This is a genomic window from Mitsuaria sp. TWR114, from assembly GCF_007997345.1.
This window is the reverse complement of record NZ_VOSR01001101.1, coordinates 1-18,247: the sequence shown is the minus strand read 5'-3', so window position 1 is coordinate 18,247 and position 18,247 is coordinate 1. Positions and strand designations below refer to the sequence as shown.

Annotated in this window: 16 protein-coding genes, 1 pseudogene and 1 riboswitch; of the genes and pseudogenes, 8 read left to right on the top strand and 9 right to left on the bottom strand. The window is 70.9% G+C overall.

The annotated features are described in order from the left end of the window. From FUT87_RS27830 to FUT87_RS27800, 7 genes and pseudogenes are all read right to left on the bottom strand, one after another. Positions 1–285 (bottom strand): annotated as a pseudogene (locus FUT87_RS27830) (hypothetical protein); the annotation flags it as partial. Between the two features lie 29 nt (positions 286–314). Next, positions 315–1,097, bottom strand: a complete 783-nt coding sequence (locus FUT87_RS27825; RefSeq protein WP_147242314.1) for a PhaM family polyhydroxyalkanoate granule multifunctional regulatory protein — start codon at positions 1,095–1,097, stop codon at positions 315–317. A gap of 106 nt (positions 1,098–1,203) precedes the next feature. Next, positions 1,204–1,875, bottom strand: coding sequence for a MarC family protein (locus FUT87_RS27820; RefSeq protein ID WP_254783480.1), 672 nt, complete (start codon positions 1,873–1,875; stop codon positions 1,204–1,206). A 91-nt stretch (positions 1,876–1,966) separates the two neighbouring features. Further along, positions 1,967–3,022 (bottom strand): TraB/GumN family protein, encoded by a 1,056-nt coding sequence (locus tag FUT87_RS27815; protein WP_147243057.1) that lies wholly within the window; start codon positions 3,020–3,022, stop codon positions 1,967–1,969. 10 nt (positions 3,023–3,032) lie between these two features. Then, positions 3,033–5,339: an ATP-binding protein gene (locus FUT87_RS27810; protein WP_147243056.1), complete on the bottom strand. Its 2,307-nt coding sequence runs from the start codon at positions 5,337–5,339 to the stop codon at positions 3,033–3,035. Between the two features lie 127 nt (positions 5,340–5,466). Further along, positions 5,467–5,772, bottom strand: a complete 306-nt coding sequence (locus FUT87_RS27805) for a DUF3567 domain-containing protein (protein ID WP_091728741.1) — start codon at positions 5,770–5,772, stop codon at positions 5,467–5,469. A 219-nt stretch (positions 5,773–5,991) separates the two neighbouring features. Continuing rightward, the gene (locus FUT87_RS27800) at positions 5,992–6,396 is read right to left on the bottom strand and encodes a hypothetical protein (RefSeq protein ID WP_147243055.1); all 405 of its coding nucleotides are present in this window, start codon (positions 6,394–6,396) and stop codon (positions 5,992–5,994) included. Between the two features lie 3 nt (positions 6,397–6,399). Here FUT87_RS27800 and FUT87_RS27795 point away from each other — a divergent pair, with 3 nt between their 5' ends. Genes FUT87_RS27795 through FUT87_RS27780 form a run of 4 tightly spaced genes read left to right on the top strand, consistent with a single transcriptional unit; the run spans position 6,400 to position 9,824 of the window. Then, positions 6,400–6,930 carry a hypothetical protein gene (locus tag FUT87_RS27795; protein ID WP_147243054.1) on the top strand — a complete coding sequence of 177 codons (531 nt, stop codon included), beginning with the start codon at positions 6,400–6,402 and terminating at the stop codon, positions 6,928–6,930. A 51-nt stretch (positions 6,931–6,981) separates the two neighbouring features. Continuing rightward, positions 6,982–8,049, top strand: coding sequence for a fumarylacetoacetate hydrolase family protein (locus tag FUT87_RS27790; protein ID WP_147243053.1), 1,068 nt, complete (start codon positions 6,982–6,984; stop codon positions 8,047–8,049). Further along, positions 8,030–8,707: a DUF4197 domain-containing protein gene (locus FUT87_RS27785; RefSeq protein ID WP_147243052.1), complete on the top strand. Its 678-nt coding sequence runs from the start codon at positions 8,030–8,032 to the stop codon at positions 8,705–8,707. The genes FUT87_RS27790 and FUT87_RS27785 overlap by 20 nt, the downstream gene beginning before the upstream one ends. A gap of 40 nt (positions 8,708–8,747) precedes the next feature. Beyond that, the gene (locus tag FUT87_RS27780; protein WP_147243051.1) at positions 8,748–9,824 is read left to right on the top strand and encodes a homocysteine S-methyltransferase family protein; all 1,077 of its coding nucleotides are present in this window, start codon (positions 8,748–8,750) and stop codon (positions 9,822–9,824) included. 78 nt (positions 9,825–9,902) lie between these two features. On the opposite strand, the gene FUT87_RS27775 is transcribed toward FUT87_RS27780, so the two are convergent. After that, positions 9,903–11,108, bottom strand: coding sequence for an HD-GYP domain-containing protein (locus FUT87_RS27775; RefSeq protein WP_147242013.1), 1,206 nt, complete (start codon positions 11,106–11,108; stop codon positions 9,903–9,905). A gap of 221 nt (positions 11,109–11,329) precedes the next feature. Continuing rightward, positions 11,330–11,434: riboswitch (S-adenosyl-L-homocysteine riboswitch) on the top strand. A gap of 150 nt (positions 11,435–11,584) precedes the next feature. Here FUT87_RS27775 and metH point away from each other — a divergent pair. Together metH and FUT87_RS27765 are read left to right on the top strand one after the other, a co-directional pair. Further along, positions 11,585–14,287: a methionine synthase gene (gene metH, locus FUT87_RS27770; protein ID WP_147242015.1), complete on the top strand. Its 2,703-nt coding sequence runs from the start codon at positions 11,585–11,587 to the stop codon at positions 14,285–14,287. Between the two features lie 162 nt (positions 14,288–14,449). Beyond that, a complete protein-coding gene (locus FUT87_RS27765) occupies positions 14,450–15,100 on the top strand; it encodes a glycine zipper 2TM domain-containing protein (protein WP_183483256.1) in 651 nt (216 codons plus the stop codon). Positions 15,101–15,218: 118 nt separating this feature from the next. Here FUT87_RS27765 and FUT87_RS27760 read toward each other — a convergent pair whose 3' ends face one another. Further along, complete coding sequence (locus FUT87_RS27760; RefSeq protein WP_147243049.1) at positions 15,219–16,736, bottom strand: YifB family Mg chelatase-like AAA ATPase; 1,518 nt, start codon at positions 16,734–16,736, stop codon at positions 15,219–15,221. 437 nt (positions 16,737–17,173) lie between these two features. Here FUT87_RS27760 and FUT87_RS27755 point away from each other — a divergent pair, with 437 nt between their 5' ends. Together FUT87_RS27755 and FUT87_RS27750 are read left to right on the top strand one after the other, a co-directional pair. After that, entirely contained in the window at positions 17,174–17,902 is a 729-nt protein-coding gene (locus FUT87_RS27755; protein ID WP_091728554.1) for a TorF family putative porin, read from the top strand. 69 nt (positions 17,903–17,971) lie between these two features. Beyond that, the coding region (locus FUT87_RS27750; protein ID WP_147243048.1) for a P-II family nitrogen regulator at positions 17,972–18,247 on the top strand (276 nt) is incomplete at its 3' end.

The following is an 18,247-nucleotide window of genomic DNA, read 5'->3' as shown; positions in this document are numbered from 1 at the left end:
CGGCGGCAGGTCGCAGAGCATGACGACCAGCGCCGGCTCGTCGAAATACTCGACGCCGCTGGCGCTCACCGCCAGCGCCGACGCGCCGACCCAGCCGCAGCCGGGCCAGCGCTGGCGGACCTCGTCCAGCAGCGCCTGCGCCTGCGGCACGTAGGGGTGGGTCAGGTAGAGGAAGCCCAGCGTCGGCGTCATGCCGGCGCGCTGGCCCTCCAGCTGCGCGCCGGCCAGGGCCAGCGCCATGTGGGGGTCGGGATGGGTGGCGTGAGCCTGGAGGAAACGAGGCATGGACGGCCCTCGGGGGAACTGCGGGAGGCTCAGGGAGTCTTGCGTTTGGAAGCGGTCGTCTTGCGGGCCGGCGCGGCCTTGGCTGCCGACTTGGCCGCCGACTTGGCCGCCGCTCTGGGCGCGCGATCCGTCGATGCCTTCGCCGTGCCCTTCGCGGCGGAGGGGCGCGTCGCCGCGGGCCGACCCGACGGCGCGGCCGACGAGGCGGCGGCCGTGGACGCCGCCGTGGCGACCGAGGCCGCGGTCTGCGCGCTCTTCATCGCGTTGGCCGCGACCTGCGTGAATTGCTGGGTGAGGGCGTTCCACCACTGCATCGGGTCGGCGCCGGCAGGTTTGGCGCCGGGCGCCGCGGGCGCCTTGGCCGGCTCGGCGGCGTCCTCGGCCGGCTCGGCCTTCGATGCGGCCTCGGCGGCAGGCGATGAGGACGGCGCGGCCGTCGCGGTCTTCGAAGCCGGGGCCGGCGCGGACGACGGCGACGGCGACGAAGCGGACGACGCCCCCGGGAAGGGCGGCGGCACGGGGGTCTTCAGCGCATCCTTGAGGTCGGCCATCGGCACGTTCATCGCGTGCAGCGTGGACAGCGTCATGCGCTGCACCTCGAGCGCCTGGATGGTCGCGGTCAGCATGCGGGCGTTGTTCTCGAGCCAGAACTGCACGGTGCGCAGCTCGTCGATGCGCTTGTCCAGCTCCTGCGGGTCCAGCGTGGGGGCCACCCACTGGTTGAAGCCGGGGATCGCGGCGCCGGCGTTCTTCATCAGCCCCTGCAGGAAGTCGAAGCCAGGAACGAATTTGCTGAAGTCGGTGTCCGCCATGCTGTCTCCTCGGTGGGCTTGCGGCGACGCCTGCCTGGGCGCGGCCGTGAGCGTCGATCCTACGCCGCGGCGGGAGACCTCCGCGCAGGACGGGGCGAGGGTCGCCTCAGGTCGGGATGTGGTTCAGGTCGGCCCAGCCGGACCAGAGGATCTGGATGCCGATGCACAGCAGCACGAAGGCCATCAGCCGCATCATGACCAGGGTGCCGACCTCGCCCATGCGCATCAGCAGCCGGCCGCCGTTGCGGTAGACCAGGTAGACGACGGCCGCCGTGATGGCCGCGCCGATCGCGGCGATGCCGGCCTGCATCACGTAGGGGATGGGCGAGCGCGGGATCTGCGCGCCCAGCGCGATCGCCGCGGCGATGCTGCCCGGGCCGGTGGTCAGCGGGAAGGTGATGGGGAAGAAGCTGCGCCGCACGATCTCGGCCTCGCTGATGTCGCCGGGCGACGAATGCACCACGGCGGTCTGGACGTCGTCGGTCTCGTTGCGGGTCAGCATCACCCAGGCGCTGTAGGCCACCAGCAGGCCGCCGCCCACGCGCACCACCGGCAGCGAGATGCCGAACAGGTCCAGCACGTAGGTGCCCACCAGCAGCGACACCATGATCACCACCCAGCCGTTGATCGCGACCTGGCGCGACAGCCGCTTGAGGACCTTGTCGTCGCCGCCGGCCGCGCCGATGACGATCGGGGCCACGCCCACCGGATTGATGATGGGCAGCAGCGTCAGCGGCACCAGGAACAGCGATTGGAGGAAGGACGGCAGGGGGTCCAAGATGCGGGACTCCGAAGGGAAAAGGAAGGGTCTGACGGAAGGCGCCGCGGCGGGGCCGGGCGCGAAGGCGGCCCAGTGTGCCGCAACTCGGTCACCGCGATCCGGAGGGCGGCATCAGGGTTACCTCGAAGCCGTGCTCCCGCAGCAGCGCGGGCAGCGCCCGCGGGCCGGTCATGTGCATCGCGCCGACGGCCACCAGCAGCGATTGGCCGCGCTGGTGCAGCTCGGCGATCCGCTCGGCGAGCGCCGGGTTGCGACCGTCGTTGATGCGTCTCAGCGCCGTGCGGTCCGCGGCGTCGGTGACGCAATCGCACCACTCGGCGTAGCGGTTCAGCCGCGCCAGGTCGCCGCGGTCGTAGACGGCGACCATCGTGTCCAGCGTGCGCAGCAGCGTGGCGGGGCGCTCCAGCTGGCGCAGGTTGGCCCGCAGCTCGTGGCGGGCGGCGTCGACATCGGCGGGCAGCAGCGCCTCGAGCTGGCCCTGCAGCGTCTCCAGCGCCAGCACCGGCAGGCCGCGCTCGCGGGCCCACTGGCTCAGCAGCATCTCCTGGCCGTACCGCACGTCCAGCCCCAGCGCGCGGGCGCGCAGCAGCATGTAGGTGCTGGTCTGCAGCAGCGGATGCATCGTCGCGAGCGCGCCCGGCGGCAGGCAGACCGCGGCGGCCTGGGCGTCCAGGCGGCGGCGCAGCGAGGCGTCCAGCGGCAGCTCGGGCATCGGCGGCATCTGCCAGGCATCGCGGTCCAGCGGATCGAGTTCGAGCGCCACCGCGTCGACCTGCGCCAGAGCGGCGAGCAGGCGCGGTCCGGGCGCGGCCCAGGCGGGACGGCCGACATGCAGGCTGGCATAGAGGTAGGAGGTGCGGCCGTCGCGTTGCAGCGTCCACATCAGGCCGCGATCCTTGGCCAGTGCGGCCAGACGCGCGGCGGGCAGCGGCGCGGGCTCGGCGGGGCAGTTGGCCTTGGGCGGCGGCGCGGCCGCGGCAGGAGCGGCTTGCGCGGCGGTGCCGAGCAGCAACGCGAGCGTCAGCGGCAGGAGCACCGCTCGGCGCGCTACCTGGCTCAGTCGCGCGAGGCAGCGGAACACCAGTCGCGCGAGGCAGCGGAAGAGGAACGAGAGCAGCATGCCCGGCACGATGCCATAGAACATGGCGTGGGGGTCAGGCCTCGCCCTTGCGGAAGCCCATCGGGCGGCGCTGGCGGACGTCGGGCTTCACACGGTGCTCGGCCTCGAGCAGCGTCAGGAATTCATCCGGCGACAGCGCCTCGCCCAGGATCTCGGCCTGCTGCCGCACCGCGGCGAAGTCGCCCAGCGTCAGCGCGTCCAGCGCCCGCAGCCGGTCGGCCTGCGGCTCATCGGGCGGCAGGCCCAGTTCGCGCTCGAACATCGTCAGCCGCTGGTCCGGCCGCAGCGGCTTGAAGCGGATCTTGAAGCTGAAGCGGCGCAGCGCCGCCTCGTCGAGGTCGTCGAAGGCATTGGTGGTGCAGATGAACAGGCCGGCATGGCGCTCCATGCCCGCCAGCATCTCGTTGACCTCGCTGACCTCGTAATGCCGCTCCGCCATGCGGCGGCTGCGCAGGAAGCTGTCGGCCTCGTCGAGCAGCAGCACCGCGCCCTCGGCGGCGGCGGCCTCGAACATGCGGGCCATGTTCTGCTCGGTCTCGCCGACGTACTTGGACATCAGGTCGCTGGCCAGCCGCACCATCAGCGGCCGCTGCAGTTCCGCGGCGATGTGCTCGGCCAGCGCGGTCTTGCCGCTGCCCGGCGGGCCGTGGAAGCACAGCGTGCCCAGGCCGCGACGGCGCAGCGCCTCGATCAGGCGCGGCAGCGCGAAGCGGCATTCGCAGTGGATCAGGTCGAGCGAATAACGCGTCGTCGCCGGCCGCGCCTGCGGCGAGACGTCGACCAGGCCGAGCGCCTTGTCGGCATGCAGCAGCTGCCGGCTGACCAGCCGCTCGTTGGCGACGGCGTCCGCGGCCGCCTCGCCGCCGGCCAGGCGGGCGAAGCGCACCGCGGTGCGCACCTGCGCCGGCGTCAGCCCGCGGCGCTCGGCCAGGCGCTCGGCGAAACCGTCGGGCACCGGCAGTTCCTCCAGCGCCTTGCGCACCAGGCCCAGCCGCGCGCCCGGCGGCGGCGAGGTCAGCTCCAGGTGGTACTGGAAGCGGCGCCGGAAGGCGGGGTCGATGTGCTCGATGCGATTGGTGATCCAGAGCACCGGGACCGGGTTGCTCTCCAGGATCTGGTTGACCCAGGCCTTGCCGTTGACGGCCATCGGCGCCGGCACCTCCAGCGCCGCGTCCAGCCGCGCCATCAGGTGGGCCGCGTCGCCGCTCAGGTGCGGGAACACGTCCTCGACCTCGTCGAACAGCAGGGCCACCTCGCGGCTGGCCTTCAGGAAGACCTGGCTGATCTGCAGCGAGCGGTAGCGGTCGCGCCCGGTCAGCGCATTGCCGTCGCGGTCGGCGTACTCGACCTCGTAGAGCGTCAGCCCGGCCTCGCGCGCGGCGACCTTGGCCAGCTCCGTCTTGCCGGTGCCCGGCGGGCCGTAGATCAGCACGTTCACGCCGGGCTGGCCCTGCGTCACCGCATGGCGCAGCAGGGTGGCGAGGATGCCCACGTCCTCGGCGATGAAGTCGAAGTCGGCGCGCTGCAGCGGACTGGGCGCGACCGGGCGCGTGAACACCGCCATCAGGTCCTGCGGGCCGTCGTAGGCGCGCATCAGCACCGGCGGCAGTTGCTCGCTGACCTTCATCAGGTCGGAGAGGTCGGTGATGTTGTGCTCGGCGATCAGGTTCTCGATCATGCCGACCCGCTCCAGCCGCGAGCCGGCGCGCAAGGCCTCCGCGACCTCGTGCGGATCGACGCCCGCCACCTCCGCGATCGCCGCGAAGGCCTCCTGCGCGGTGTTGACCTTGAACTCGACCAGCGCGCCGCGCAGCTCGCGCTGGTAGCGGGCGAGGGTGCCGTAGAGCAGCAGGGCGCGCTCGGCCGCGTTGAGCTGCAGCAGGCGGCCCAGCACGTCGATGTTCTGCTCCACCAGCGTGGACTGGCTGCGCAGCTGCGCGTCGAGCGCGTCGCAGGTGCAGGACAGCAGCGCGAGCAGGTCCTTGGGCGCGTCCTTGATGTATTCGTCGAGGTAGAAGAACAGCGTCGCCTCGGCGAACGGGCCGCGCCAGACGCCGTGGCGCGCGAGGAAGGCGGCGTCGCCCAGCCGCTCATGGCCGGCCCAGAGCGAATGCCCCTGGCAGCGGCGCGCGAGGTAGCCCCGCACGCGGGCCAGCACCGGCGAGGGCCAGACCAGGTGCCGCGCGGTCAGCGCGAGCAGGCCGCTGAGGTCGCGGCGAGGGTTGAAGCGGTTGGCGTGGCGGACTGTGAGCGTCAGCACGAAGTGCGAGCACATGCGATCCAGGACCGGGCTCTCGGACAGGCCCGGGGACACCAGCGGAGGCTGCGCGCGCTTGCCCATGATTCGTGCGGAGGGGGAGGGCCTCACCGCCTGGGGCGGTGCATGGCCGCACGATCTTGGCGCAGCGGGTGCCGCGCGACAAGCCCCGGTCCCCCGCAGGTGGAGGGCGCCGGGGCCGGTCGGGGGGTCAATGCATGACGACGGGCTGCTGGCCCAGGTTGGCGTAGGTGGCGATGAAGGCGTCGAGGTCGTCGACGTCCGGGCCTTGCTCGATCAGCGCCTCCACGCCTTCCTGGAAGGTCTGGGCCAGGGCGCCCTCGATGAAGATTTCCTTGCGGGTGAACTTGTCGACGATCTCGAAACCATCGCGCTGCAGCGAGGGCAGGTGGGTGTGGTCCGCCTGCGCGGCATGCGCCGCGTCACCGGGGGACGGGTCGACCGGAACATCGAACTGCACGACGATGTAGCTCGGCGAGTCGTAGAGCATGTGCATGAAGGACTCCTTTGTGACAGGAGTTATGGCCTGACGCGATGGATTCAAGCCCCATCGCTCCCAACCAGGCCATGACCCCATGGTGGCAGAACTTGCCGGCACGGATTCATCCGGTCCCAAGCATTTGTGGTGCCAACCGCACAGGGTTTCACGGATTCACGGAACGTAACGTGTTCGCGTGCCATGGCCGTCGTGCCGGCACGCGCGACACCGGCAGGGTCAATCCAGCAATCGGAGCGCCCACTGCTCGTCGTCGTCGAGGCTGAAACGCAGGTCCACCGGCAGGAAACCGCGCTGTCCGTCCAGCCAGGCCGACCATTGCAGCGCGGGCCGGCCGGGGCCGCGTCGCAGCGCGCGCTGCAGCAACCAGCGGTCGCCGTCGCGCGCGACCACCTCGAAGTCCCAGTCGTGCACGCCGGTCGCGCCGGCCACCGGCATGCGCAGCCGCAGGCCGACATGCGGCGCGGGCTCGGCCGCCATCAGCGCCGCCAGCTGCAGCCACCACGACAGGCGGTCCTGCGTGCCCGCCGACAGCGTGTAGGCGCGTGCGCCGACAAGCAGACGCGGCGGGACGGCCTCCCGGTCGAAGACGAGCAGTTCGCGCTCGCGGCCCTGACGGCGCACGCGATGACGTTCCGGCTGCAAACCTTGCGGACCGACGCGACCTTCGCTGCGCCAGAGCGGCAGTTCGCGGTCGCCGGCGCGGCGCTCCAGGGTCATGTCGTAGCGTCCGTCCTCGATCCGGAAATTCAGCGAAGCCTCACCGGGCTGGCCGTCGATGACGAAGGCATAGGCGAGCGATCCTTCACGCGCAGCGGCAGGGCGAGCAGCGCGGGGACGGGGCGAGCGTCGGCGAGCGGTGGGGTCGTGGTCGCGATGGCGGTGGGCACCGCGCCGGGCGCGAGCTCCGGCGTCGTCACGGGCGGCGCAACGAGTGGCTCAACCGGTGGCGTAACAGGCGATGCAACCGGCGGCGCGATGGGCGGCGCGATGGGCGCCGCCAAGGACTCGGGCCGCGGGACCGCGTCGATGAGGCGGGTCGCCATCGCGCTCGCGTCGACCGCGCGCGGCGCGGGCTGTCGCGACAGCGCATTCATCACGGCCGCATGCAGCAGCAGCGCGGCCGCGAGCGCGACGCCGAGCGCCTTCCGATCCTGAGGTGAAAATGCCGCCAACGCTCGCCCGACGAATGACTGTCCGACCACAACAATGAAACTCGCAACCTACCGCGATGGATCGCGCGACGGCCAACTGGTGGTCGTGTCGCGCGACCTGAGCCAGGCATGCTATGCCAACGGCATCGCCACGCGCCTGCAGCAAGTGCTCGACGACTGGAACTTCATGGCGCCGCAGCTGGAGACGTTGTCACTCTCGCTGAACCAGGGCCGCGCGCGGCATGCGTTCGCCTTCGATCCCCGGCAGTGCATGGCGCCGCTGCCGCGCCTGGCCGGCTGGATCGCCGGCGAGGCCTATCCCGGACAGGGCCAGGCACTGCGCGAGCGCGGCCTGGCCTGGCCGGAGCGCCTGAGTGCGCCGCTGCTGCGCGCCGGCGGCGCCGAGGCGCTGCTCGGGCCGGCCGATCCGCTGGACCTGCGCGCGCCGGGCCTGGAGCCCGAGGCGCAACTCGCGGTCCTCACCGGCGATCTGGCGCAGGGCGCGGTGCCGTCGCAGGCGCTGGAATCGGTCCGGCTGCTGATGCTGGTCAGCGACTGGGTGCTGCGGCCGGCGCAGCAGGAGGAGCTGGCCAATGGCTGGCCGGCGCTGCACAGCCGCCCGGCGCTGCAGTTCGCGCCGGTCGCCCTCACGCCCGATGAACTGCCCGGCGCCTGGTACCTCGGTCGCGCGGCGCTGCAGCTGCAGATCATGCGCAACGGGCGCAAGCAGGCCGTCGTCGACGCGAAGGCCGGTATGCAGTGGTCCTTCGGCGACCTGCTCGCCGAGGCCACCCGCAACCGGCCGCTGCGCGCCGGCACGCTGGTCGGCGCCGGCATGCCGGTGCTGGGCAAGCCGGTCGTGCTCGAGGCCGGCGACAGCCTGCGCATCGAGTTCAAGCTCGGTGACGGCCCCGGCCCGTTCGGCGCCATCGACATGGACCTCGCGGAATCGGAGCAGGCTTCGTCCCTGGCGGCCGATGCCGATGCCGACGCCGATATCGATGCCGCGGATGCCGATGCCGACGCGACGCCGCCGGCCGAGGGCGACGACCCCGCCGAGCCCGCCGCCACCACGGCGGCCGATACCCCCGAAGGAGACATCGATGAACCTGCTTCGCCGTGACCTGATCGCGCTGCTGGGCGCGGGCTGCGCCTCGCCCTGGGCGATGGCCTTGAACCTGAGCGAGGGCGACGCCGCCTCCGGCGTGCGCGCGGCCCTGGAGCGCGGCGCGCAGGCGGCGATCGCGAACCTGGGCCGCACCGACGGCTTCCTGGGCAATCCGCAGGTGCGCATCGAGCTGCCGGGCGCGCTCAAGGACGCGGCCCGGCTGCTGCGCACCACCGGCCAGGGGCGGCGCATCGACGAACTGGTGACCTCGATGAACCGCGCCGCCGAGCAGGCGATGCCCGAGGCGCGCCAGCTGCTGGTCAGCACCGTGCGCAATATCAGCGTCGAGGACGCGGTGCGGATCGTGCGCGGCGGCGACAACGCGGTGACGCGCTTCTTCGAGGACAAGACGCGCTCGCCGCTGACGGACCGCTTCCTGCCGATCGTGACGAAGGCGACCGAGCGCCAGTCGCTGAGCGAGAAGTACAACGCCGTCGCCGGCAAGGCCCTGGGCTTCGGCCTGATCCGCAAGGAGGACGCCAACCTGCAGTCCTACGTCACCGACAAGGCGCTGGACGGGCTGTATTTCATGATCGGCCAGGAGGAGAAGAAGATCCGCCAGGACCCGGTGGGCACCGGCAGCGCCATCCTGAAGAAGGTCTTTGGCGGATGAGAAGGCTGGGACCGGGCGCGGTTTTTTACAATCGCGCCCCATGAACGCCCCGACCGCCGCCCGTCCCGCCGCCGCCTACACCCGCGGCGCCGCCTTGCCCGCCCTCCTGGCGCAACGCATCGCCGTCCTGGATGGCGCGATGGGCACGATGATCCAGCGCTACAAGCTGACCGAGGCGGACTTCCGCGGCGCGCGCTTCGCGGACCATCCCAAGGACCTCAAGGGCAACAACGACCTGCTGGTGCTGACCAAGCCCGAGGTCATCAGCGAGATCCACCGCCAGTACCTGGACGCCGGCGCCGACATCATCGAGACCAACACCTTCGGCACGACCACCGTCGCGCAGGAGGACTACGGGCTGGAGGCCTTCGCCTACGAGATGAACGTCGCTGCGGCGCGCCTGGCGCGCGAGGCCTGCGACGCGTTCAGCACGCCGGATAAGCCGCGCTTCGCGGCCGGCGCGCTCGGCCCGACGCCGCGCACGGCGTCCATCAGTCCCGACGTGAACGACCCGGGCGCTCGCAACGTCGACTTCGACACGCTGCGCGCCGCCTACTACGAGCAGGCCAAGGGCTTGCTCGAGGGCGGCGTCGACCTGTTCCTGATCGAGACCATCTTCGACACGCTCAACGCCAAGGCCGCGATCTTCGCGGTGGACCAGCTGATGGAGGACACCGGTGAGCGCCTGCCGGTGATCATCTCCGGCACGGTGACCGACGCGTCGGGCCGCATCCTGTCGGGTCAGACGGTGACGGCGTTCTGGCACTCGGTGCGCCACGCGCTGCCGCTGGCGATCGGCCTGAACTGTGCGCTCGGCGCGGCGCTGATGCGGCCCTACATCGAGGAACTGTCCAAGGCGGCCGGCGACACGCCGATCTCCTGCTACCCGAATGCCGGCCTGCCCAACCCGATGAGCGACACCGGCTTCGACGAGACGCCGGACGTCACCGGCCGGCTGGTGGGCGAGTTCGCCGCGGCCGGCTTCCTGAACATCGCCGGCGGCTGCTGCGGCACGACGCCCGACCACATCCGCGCGATCGCGCAGAAGGTCGCCGCCTACCGGCCGCGCCCGTGGGGCAGCAAGCTGTTCAGCGGACTGATCACTGAAGGCGTCTGATCCCTCCCTCTCCCTCTCCCACTTCGCGGGAGAGGGCGGGGGTGAGGGCCGGCGGGGCAGCGGCCAGGGCAGTCCACCTCAATAGAGCTTGAGCATCGCGTCCATGTGGACGCGCAGCCGGACTTCATGCGGCGCCAGACTGGCCGAGATCGCCTGCGCCGGCAAGCGCGTGTCGCGCAGCACCGGCACGGTCAGCGGCGAGCCGCTGCGGCCGATCAGCGCCGCCACCAGCGGTTCGCTCGCGCTGTGCCCGCGCTTGAGCACCATGCCCTCCTCGCCATTGGCCAGCCGGACCAGCGAGCCCGGCGGATAGAGGCCGATCGCCTTGATCAGCGCGGCGCCCGCCTCGTCGGGCTGCTGCAGCTCGTCCAGGTAGACCGCCCGCGCGGCCTGCGCCGCCGACAGCGCCCGGCGGTTGCGTCGCGGGCTCAATCGCGCGCCATAGACGTCGATGCGGCGCAGCAGGCGCGCCATCAACTCGCCGTCCGCGCGGCCGGCCAGCGGGCCCGGCCCGGCGTCGTGATGCAGGCGGACCGCGGCGAGCCAGGCCTCGTCGTCGACCCCGATCCCTTGCAGCGTGGCCGCCGCGCGGTCGCCATGGCCGGCCAGGGCCTCGCGCTGCGCCTGGGCCAGCGCCTCCGGCCGCAGCGCATGCTGGTCCTGCTGGGCGGCGCTGTCCAGGTTCATCGTCAGCGCCGCCAGGCCCAGCGTGCGCCGGCGGCCCTCGCTCCAGCCGAGCTGGCGGGTCGTCATCTCCGCCAGCACCAGCGACAGCAGCGCATGCCGCGCGCTGTACTGCAGCGGCTCCTGGCCGGCGTCGTGCACCAGCATCGCCAGCGAGGCATCGGGCTGCTGCGTCAGGCGCGACAGCACCGTGTCCAGCAGCTGCGCCAGGCGCAGGAGGAAGTCCGGCCGATGCGGATCGCGCAGCACCTGCTGCGCATGCCACTGCAAATCGGCCCAGATGGCGGTGTGCGCCGGCCCCGTCGCCGCCGGCAGGGGCATGGGCCGCGTGGGCTTGTACTCGGCCTTGGCATTGGCCAGCGCGGACAGCGAGGCCCCCTGCAGCATCATCGTGTCGAGCTTGTGGGCCAGGGCGCGCTGGTATTCGCGCGTCTCGTGCGCCTGGACCCAGGGCCCGCGCGCCAGCAGCTCGCGCACCTGCGGCGTGTCGGGCAGCGGATGCCCGGCGGCGAACAGCAGGTGCCCCGCCGCGTCGCGCAGCGAGAAGGTCAGCACCTGTCCCACGCGCAGGCTGTTTGAAGGAAGTTGGACCAGATCCACGTGGCCTTCCCGGCGACCGGACGTCGCCTCCTCGTTGTTGTCGTTGTCGGATGTCGCCGTGCCTGCGCCGGTTCCCTCCACCGCGGCACGCTGCGGGCGAGCATAGGTCCGCGCGAGGCTTCGGCAGGCATTCCGGCACGAACAAAGCAGGGCCGGACCGGTAGAATGCACGCCGTTTCCGCTGCCAGCAATGCCGCATTCGCGGCATCGGGGCGGCGGTGGTTTCCGAGGAGCGTTGCGACAGGTCCCGTCATCCGGGCGCCCGCCAGGCTCGGAACGGCGCGGTCGGACCCCGGGACCCCGCTGAACAACGACGCTCACCGTCCCGCCCCGCGCGGGGTTGCGGTGAGTTGCGCGGCCCCGTCTCGATCCAGCTTCCTCCAGCCTCGAAGAGCGCCGCCGCCATGTCCGCCCTCCCTCCCGCTTCCGACGCTTCCGACGCCAGCACCGCTCCGGGCCGCGCCGCCGTCCCCCCGATGAAGCTCTCCGGCCTGGAGCCGGTGGCCATCGGCGCCGGCACGCTGTTCGTCAACGTGGGCGAACGCACCAACGTCACCGGCTCCAAGGCCTTCGCGCGGATGATCCTGAATGGCGATTTCGAGCAGGCGCTGAGCGTCGCCCGCCAGCAGGTCGAGAACGGCGCCCAGGTCATCGACATCAACATGGACGAGGCCATGCTGGACAGCAAGGCCGCGATGGTGCGCTTCCTCAACCTGATCGCCTCCGAGCCCGAGATCGCGCGCGTGCCGATCATGATCGACTCGTCCAAGTGGGAGGTGATCGAGGCCGGGCTCAAGTGCATCCAGGGCAAGGGCATCGTCAACTCGATCTCGCTGAAGGAGGGCGAGACCGAGTTCCGCCGCCAGGCCAAGCTGATCCGCCGCTATGGCGCGGCCACCGTGGTGATGGCCTTCGACGAGACCGGCCAGGCCGATACCTACGAACGCAAGATCCAGATCTGCGAGCGCGCCTACCGGCTGCTGGTCGACGAGATCGGCTTCCCGCCCGAGGACATCATCTTCGACCCCAACATCTTCGCGATCGCCACCGGCATCGAGGAGCACAACAACTACGCGGTCGACTTCATCGAGGCCACGCGCTGGATCAAAGCGAACCTGCCCGGAGCGAAGGTCAGCGGCGGCGTGTCCAACGTGTCCTTCAGCTTCCGCGGCAACGAGCCGGTGCGGGAGGCCATCCACACGGTCTTCCTGTACCACGCGATCCAGGCGGGGATGGACATGGGCATCGTCAACGCCGGCATGGTCGGCGTCTATGACGAGATCCCCGCCGACCTGCGCGAGCGCGTCGAGGACGTGGTGCTGAACCGCCGCGAGGACGCAACCGAGCGGCTGCTCGAGGTGGCCGAGTCGGTCAAGGGCGCGGCCAAGGACGACAGCGCCAAGCTGGCCTGGCGCGCGGGCGACGTCGACGCGCGGCTGTCGCATGCGCTGATCCACGGCATCACCGATTTCATCGTCGAGGACACCGAGGAGGCCTGGCAGGGCATCCGCGCCAAGGGCGGCCGGCCGCTGCACGTGATCGAAGGCCCGCTGATGGCCGGCATGAATGTGGTCGGCGACCTGTTCGGCGCGGGCAAGATGTTCCTGCCGCAGGTGGTCAAGAGCGCGCGGGTGATGAAGTCCGCGGTGGCCCACCTGGTGCCCTACATCGAGGAGGAGAAGCGCCAGCTCGCCGCCGCCGGCGCCGACGTCCGCTCCAAGGGCAAGATCGTCATCGCCACGGTGAAGGGCGACGTGCACGACATCGGCAAGAACATCGTCACGGTGGTCCTGCAGTGCAACAACTTCGAGGTCGTGAACATGGGCGTGATGGTCCCGTGCCAGGACATCCTCGCCAAGGCCAAGGTCGAAGGCGCCGACATCATCGGGCTCTCGGGCCTGATCACGCCCAGCCTGGAGGAGATGCAGCACGTCGCCGCGGAGATGCAGCGCGACGACTACTTCCGCGTGAAGAAGATCCCGCTGCTGATCGGCGGCGCAACGACCAGCCGCGTGCACACGGCGGTCAAGATCTCGCCGCATTACGAAGGGCCGGTGGTCTACGTGCCCGACGCGTCGCGCTCGGTGGGCGTGTGCTCGGACCTGCTGTCCGATGAACGCGCCACGCGCTTCATCGACGAGCTGAAGTCCGATTACGAGAAGGTCCGCGAGCTGCACGCCAATAAGAAGCAGACGCCGCTGGTGACGCTGGCGCAGGCGCGTGCGAACAAGCAGCGCGCTGACTTCACGACCTACACCCCGCCGGCGCCGCGCTTCATCGGCCGGCGCCAGTTCCGCAACTACGACCTGGCCGAACTGGCGCAGTGCATCGACTGGGGCCCGTTCTTCCAGACCTGGGACCTGGCGGGGCCGTTCCCGGCCATCCTCAAGGACGAGGTCGTCGGCGCCGAGGCCCAGCGCGTCTTCAGCGACGGCAAGCGCATGCTGCAGCGGCTCATCGAAGGCCGCTGGCTGACCGCCAATGGCGTGCTGGGCCTGTACCCGGCCGCGCAGGTCAACGACGACGACATCGAGATCTACAGCGACGAGTCGCGCTCGGAGGTGCTGATGACCTGGCGCGGGCTGCGCATGCAGTCCGAGCGGCCGGTGGTGGACGGCGTGCGCCGGCCCAACCGGGCGCTGGCGGACTTCATCGCGGCCAAGGGCACGGTGCCGGACTACATCGGGCTGTTCGCGGTCACCGCCGGCCTGGGCGTGGACAAGAAGGAGCAGCAGTTCATCGACGACCTGGACGACTACTCCGCGATCATGCTCAAGGCGCTGGCCGACCGGCTGGCCGAGGCCTTCGCCGAGCGGCTGCACCAGCGCGTGCGGATGGACTTCTGGGGGTACGCGGCCGACGAGGCGCTCAGCAACGAGCAACTGATCGCCGAGGCCTACCGGGGCATCCGTCCCGCGCCGGGCTATCCGGCCTGCCCGGACCACCTGGTCAAGCGGGACATGTTCCGCGTGCTGCAGGCCGAGGACATCGGCATGGCGCTGACCGAAGGCATGGCGATGACGCCGGCGGCCAGCGTCAGCGGTTTCTACCTCGCGCATCCGGAGGCGACCTACTTCAATGTGGGCCGCATCGGCGACGACCAGGTGGCGGACTGGGCGGCCCGCATGGCGCTGGATCCGCAGGACGCGCAGCGGGCGCTCGCGCCGCTGCTGGGCTGACGCGCCGGAGCAACGAAAACCGCAGGACGCGGCCTTGTCCTACAGGCCGCGTTTCACCAATTTACAAACGGAACAAGAACCGGGCCCCGCGACTTGTAACAGCGTGGCATTCTTCGCTCGTCCCCCGAGGTAGGGGAAAACCATAAGAGGTGAATCATGGCGTTGAATACCAATCAAAAGATCGCGGCGGGTGCAGTTGGGGCCACCGTGCTGGTCGTGGCAGCGTTCTTCGCGGGGCGGCACCAGTCGGCGCCGTCGATGCCGGACACGCCGGTCGCGGCGGCCGAGCAGCAAGGCAACATCGTCGATCGCAACGGCGCCAATGCCGCCGACGAGGCGCGCGCCGCGCGCCGCTCGGGCGACCAGGCCGTGCAGCAGCACGCATCCAATGAACCCCGCCGCGGCTCGCAGTCGCGCGATGGCGGCTCGACCGGCTACGCGGACAACAACGGCAGCGCCGGCCAGGCCGAATCCCGCCTGTGCGCGTCCTGCGCGACGGTCCTGTCGGTGCGCACCGAGGCCCGTGAAGGCCAGGGCACCGGCATCGGCATGGTGGGCGGCGCGGTGGTCGGCGGCCTGCTGGGCAGCGCGGTCGGCGGCGGCACCGGCAAGAAGATCGCCACGGTGGGTGGCGCGGTGGCGGGCGGCTACGCCGGCAACGAGATCGAGAAGCGCCAGCGCAGCACCACCGTCTGGGTGGTGAAGATGCGCAACGCCGACCAGAGCAACCGCACGATGACCTTCAGCCATGACCCGGGCGTGCAGAGCGGCGACGTCGTGCGCGTCAGCGACGGCCAGCTGATCCGCCAGTAAGCCGGATCCCTGATCGCGAGGGCCGCCCCGCGCGGCCGAGAACCCCCGAAGCGCCGGCATCGTCCGGCGCTTCTGCTTTCCGGCGCGGCGCGAGGTCCCCGTCCGACCGCACCGGGCCTCATTCCTCACGGCCCGGCAGCGCGCGTCGCCACTGGATCGCTTCCGCGACGTGCGCCGGCGCAACGATGTCCTCGGCCGCCAGATCGGCGATGGTGCGCGCGATCCGCAGCACGCGATGGAAGCTGCGTCCCGACCACGCCAGCCGCGCCGACGCGCGATGCAGCATCGCCTCGGCGTCGGGCGCCATCCGCAGGTGCTCGTCCAGTTGACCCGCGGCCAGCCGGCCGTTCACGCAACCCTGCCTGGCTTCGGCGCGCCGGCGGGCCGCTGCGACGCGCGCGGCGACGGTGGCGCTGGGCTCGCCGTCCGGTGCGGCCGAGAGCACCGCGGCCGGCAGCACCGGCACCTCCACCGTCAGGTCGATGCGGTCGAGCAGTGGCCCGGAGAGCCGGTTCTGATAACGCGTGACCTGGTCCGGTGAGCAGCGGCAGGCCTTGGTCGGATTGCCGAGATGGCCGCACGGGCAGGGGTTCATCGCGGCGATGAGCTGGAAGCGCGCCGGGAAATCCGCCTGATGCGCGGAGCGGGAGATATGGACGCGTCCGGTCTCGAGCGGCTCGCGCAGCGCTTCGAGCGACAGCCGCTGGAACTCCGGCAGTTCATCCAGAAACAGCACGCCATGCTGGGCCAGCGTGATCTCGCCGGGGCGCGGCGGCGAGCCACCGCCGATCAACGCCGCGGCGGAGGCGCTGTGATGCGGCGACCTGAAAGCGCGCTGCGCCCACAGCGATGGCCGGAACTGGCCGTTGGCGCTCAGCAGCGCGGCGGACTCCAGGGCCTCGGATTCCGACAAGGGCGGCAGCAGCGTCGGCAGGCGCTGGGCCAGCATCGACTTGCCGGTGCCCGGCGGCCCGACCAGCAACACGCTCAGTCCGCCCGCCGCGGCGATCTCGAGGGCGCGTTTCGGCCCCGCCTGTCCCTTGATGTCACGCAGGTCGAGCGGCGTGTCGACCACCGGCGGCGGATCGCGCTGCACGCGCGGCAAGGGCGCATCGCTGCGCGGCTGCAGCGCGTTGACGAGGTCCAGCAGATGGGCGGCCTCGCGCACCACCAGGCCCTGTACCAATGCCGCCTCGTCGGCGCAGCCCCGCGGCAGGATCAATTCGCGATCGAGCTTGGCGGCGCGCAGCGCGAGCGCCATCGCCAGCGCGCCCTTCACCGGCCGCAGCTCACCGGACAGACCGAGCTCGCCGACGCATTCGAGGTGGGACAGCAGCTCGGCGTCGATCTGGCCGCTGGCAGCGAGCAACCCCAGCGCGATCGGCAGGTCGAAGCGCGCGCCTTCCTTGGGCAGATCGGCCGGCGACAGGTTCACGGTGATGCGCTTGTTCGCTGGGAACTCGAGCCCGCTGCTCTGCAGCGCGGCGCGCACGCGCTCGCGGGACTCCTTGACCTCCAGGTCCGCGAGGCCGACCAGCGTGAAGCTCGGCAACCCATTGGCCAGATGGACTTCCACCTCGACCGCCGCGGCCGACAGACCGTCCAGCGCGCGGCTGTGGATGATCGCGAGGGACATCGCCATGGCTGCGGGCGCCCCCCCTCAGCATTCGAGCCGACGACACCGGACCCTGCTGCGCGGGCCCTTCGCGCAGTCGCCTGGCCTTGCCGCCGCGCCTCCCGGTCGCGCACGCGACCGCTCCATCGGCCAAGCCGGCTGCGCTTCCAGCATCTGCATCCCTCCGCACCCACTCGGGTCATGAAGCCGGCAGTGTCCTCACCGATGGATTTCACGCCTAGCACCCTGTTGGGGCGTTTCGAGGGTTAACCACTCCCCCTGTCGCGCCTGTTTTTGGTGCGCATTGACGCTTGACGGGGCGGTATCGGCAACCGTTCGTCGCGGCATGAGCCGGATTGGGGCTCTTTCGGGGGAGGACCGCCGCTTGGCACAAAAGCTGCAAAGCCTCGTCCGGAAGCAGTCGCCCCGAGTCGCCCAACAATCAGGAGCCCCCGCGCATGAAGCCCTTCGCCGCCGCCGCCCGCGCCGCCGCCCTTGCGGTCACCGTCGTCGCCACCGCCCTCCCGGCGCTGGCGCAAGAGGCCAACCCGCTGTCCTTCAACGTCAGCGTCACCTCCGACTACCGCTATCGCGGCATCTCGCAGACCCGCCTGAAGCCCGCGCTGCAAGGCGGCGTCGACTACGCGCATTCGAGCGGCTTCTACGTCGGCGCCTGGGCCTCGACGATCAAGTGGATCTCGGACGGCGGCGGCGATGCCGATGTCGAGATCGACACCTACGCCGGCTACAAGACCGAGGTCGGCGGCGGCGTCACCGTCGACGTGGGCTTCCTGCGCTACAACTATCCGGGCAACGACCTGCCGGTCAGCGCCAACACGAATGAGCTGTACGGCGCCGTCTCCTTCGGACCCGCGACGCTGAAGTACTCGCACTCGATCAGCAACCTGTTCGGCTTCGCGGACTCCAAGAACAGCAGCTACCTCGACCTCAGCGCCACCTTCGACATCGGCGGCGGCTTCTCGCTGACGCCGCACATCGGCCACCAGAAGGTCAAGAACAACAGCGACTTCAGCTACACCGACTACTCGCTCACCGTGAACAAGGACTGGTCCGGCTTCACCTTCGGCGCCGGTTTCGTCGCCACCAACACCGACAACTACATCGGCGGCAAGGGCAAGGACCTGGGCAAGAACGGTGTGGTCGTGTCCGTCAAGAAGGTCTTCTGAATCTGAACCAGGAGGGCGCGGGCGGATGGCCGCGCCGCCCTCCGCGCCGCGCATCGAGGAGAAAACGTCATGAAACTGATCACCGCCGTCATCAAGCCCTTCAAGCTGGATGAAGTGCGCGAAGCCCTGAGCGCCATCGGCGTGCAGGGGCTGACCGTCACCGAAGTCAAGGGCTTCGGCCGCCAGAAGGGCCACACCGAGCTGTATCGCGGCGCCGAATACGTCGTCGACTTCCTGCCCAAGGTCAAGATCGAGGCGGCCGTCGCCGACGGCGTCGTCGAGCAGGTCATCGAGGCCATCGAGAACGCCGCCCGCACCGGCAAGATCGGTGACGGCAAGATCTTC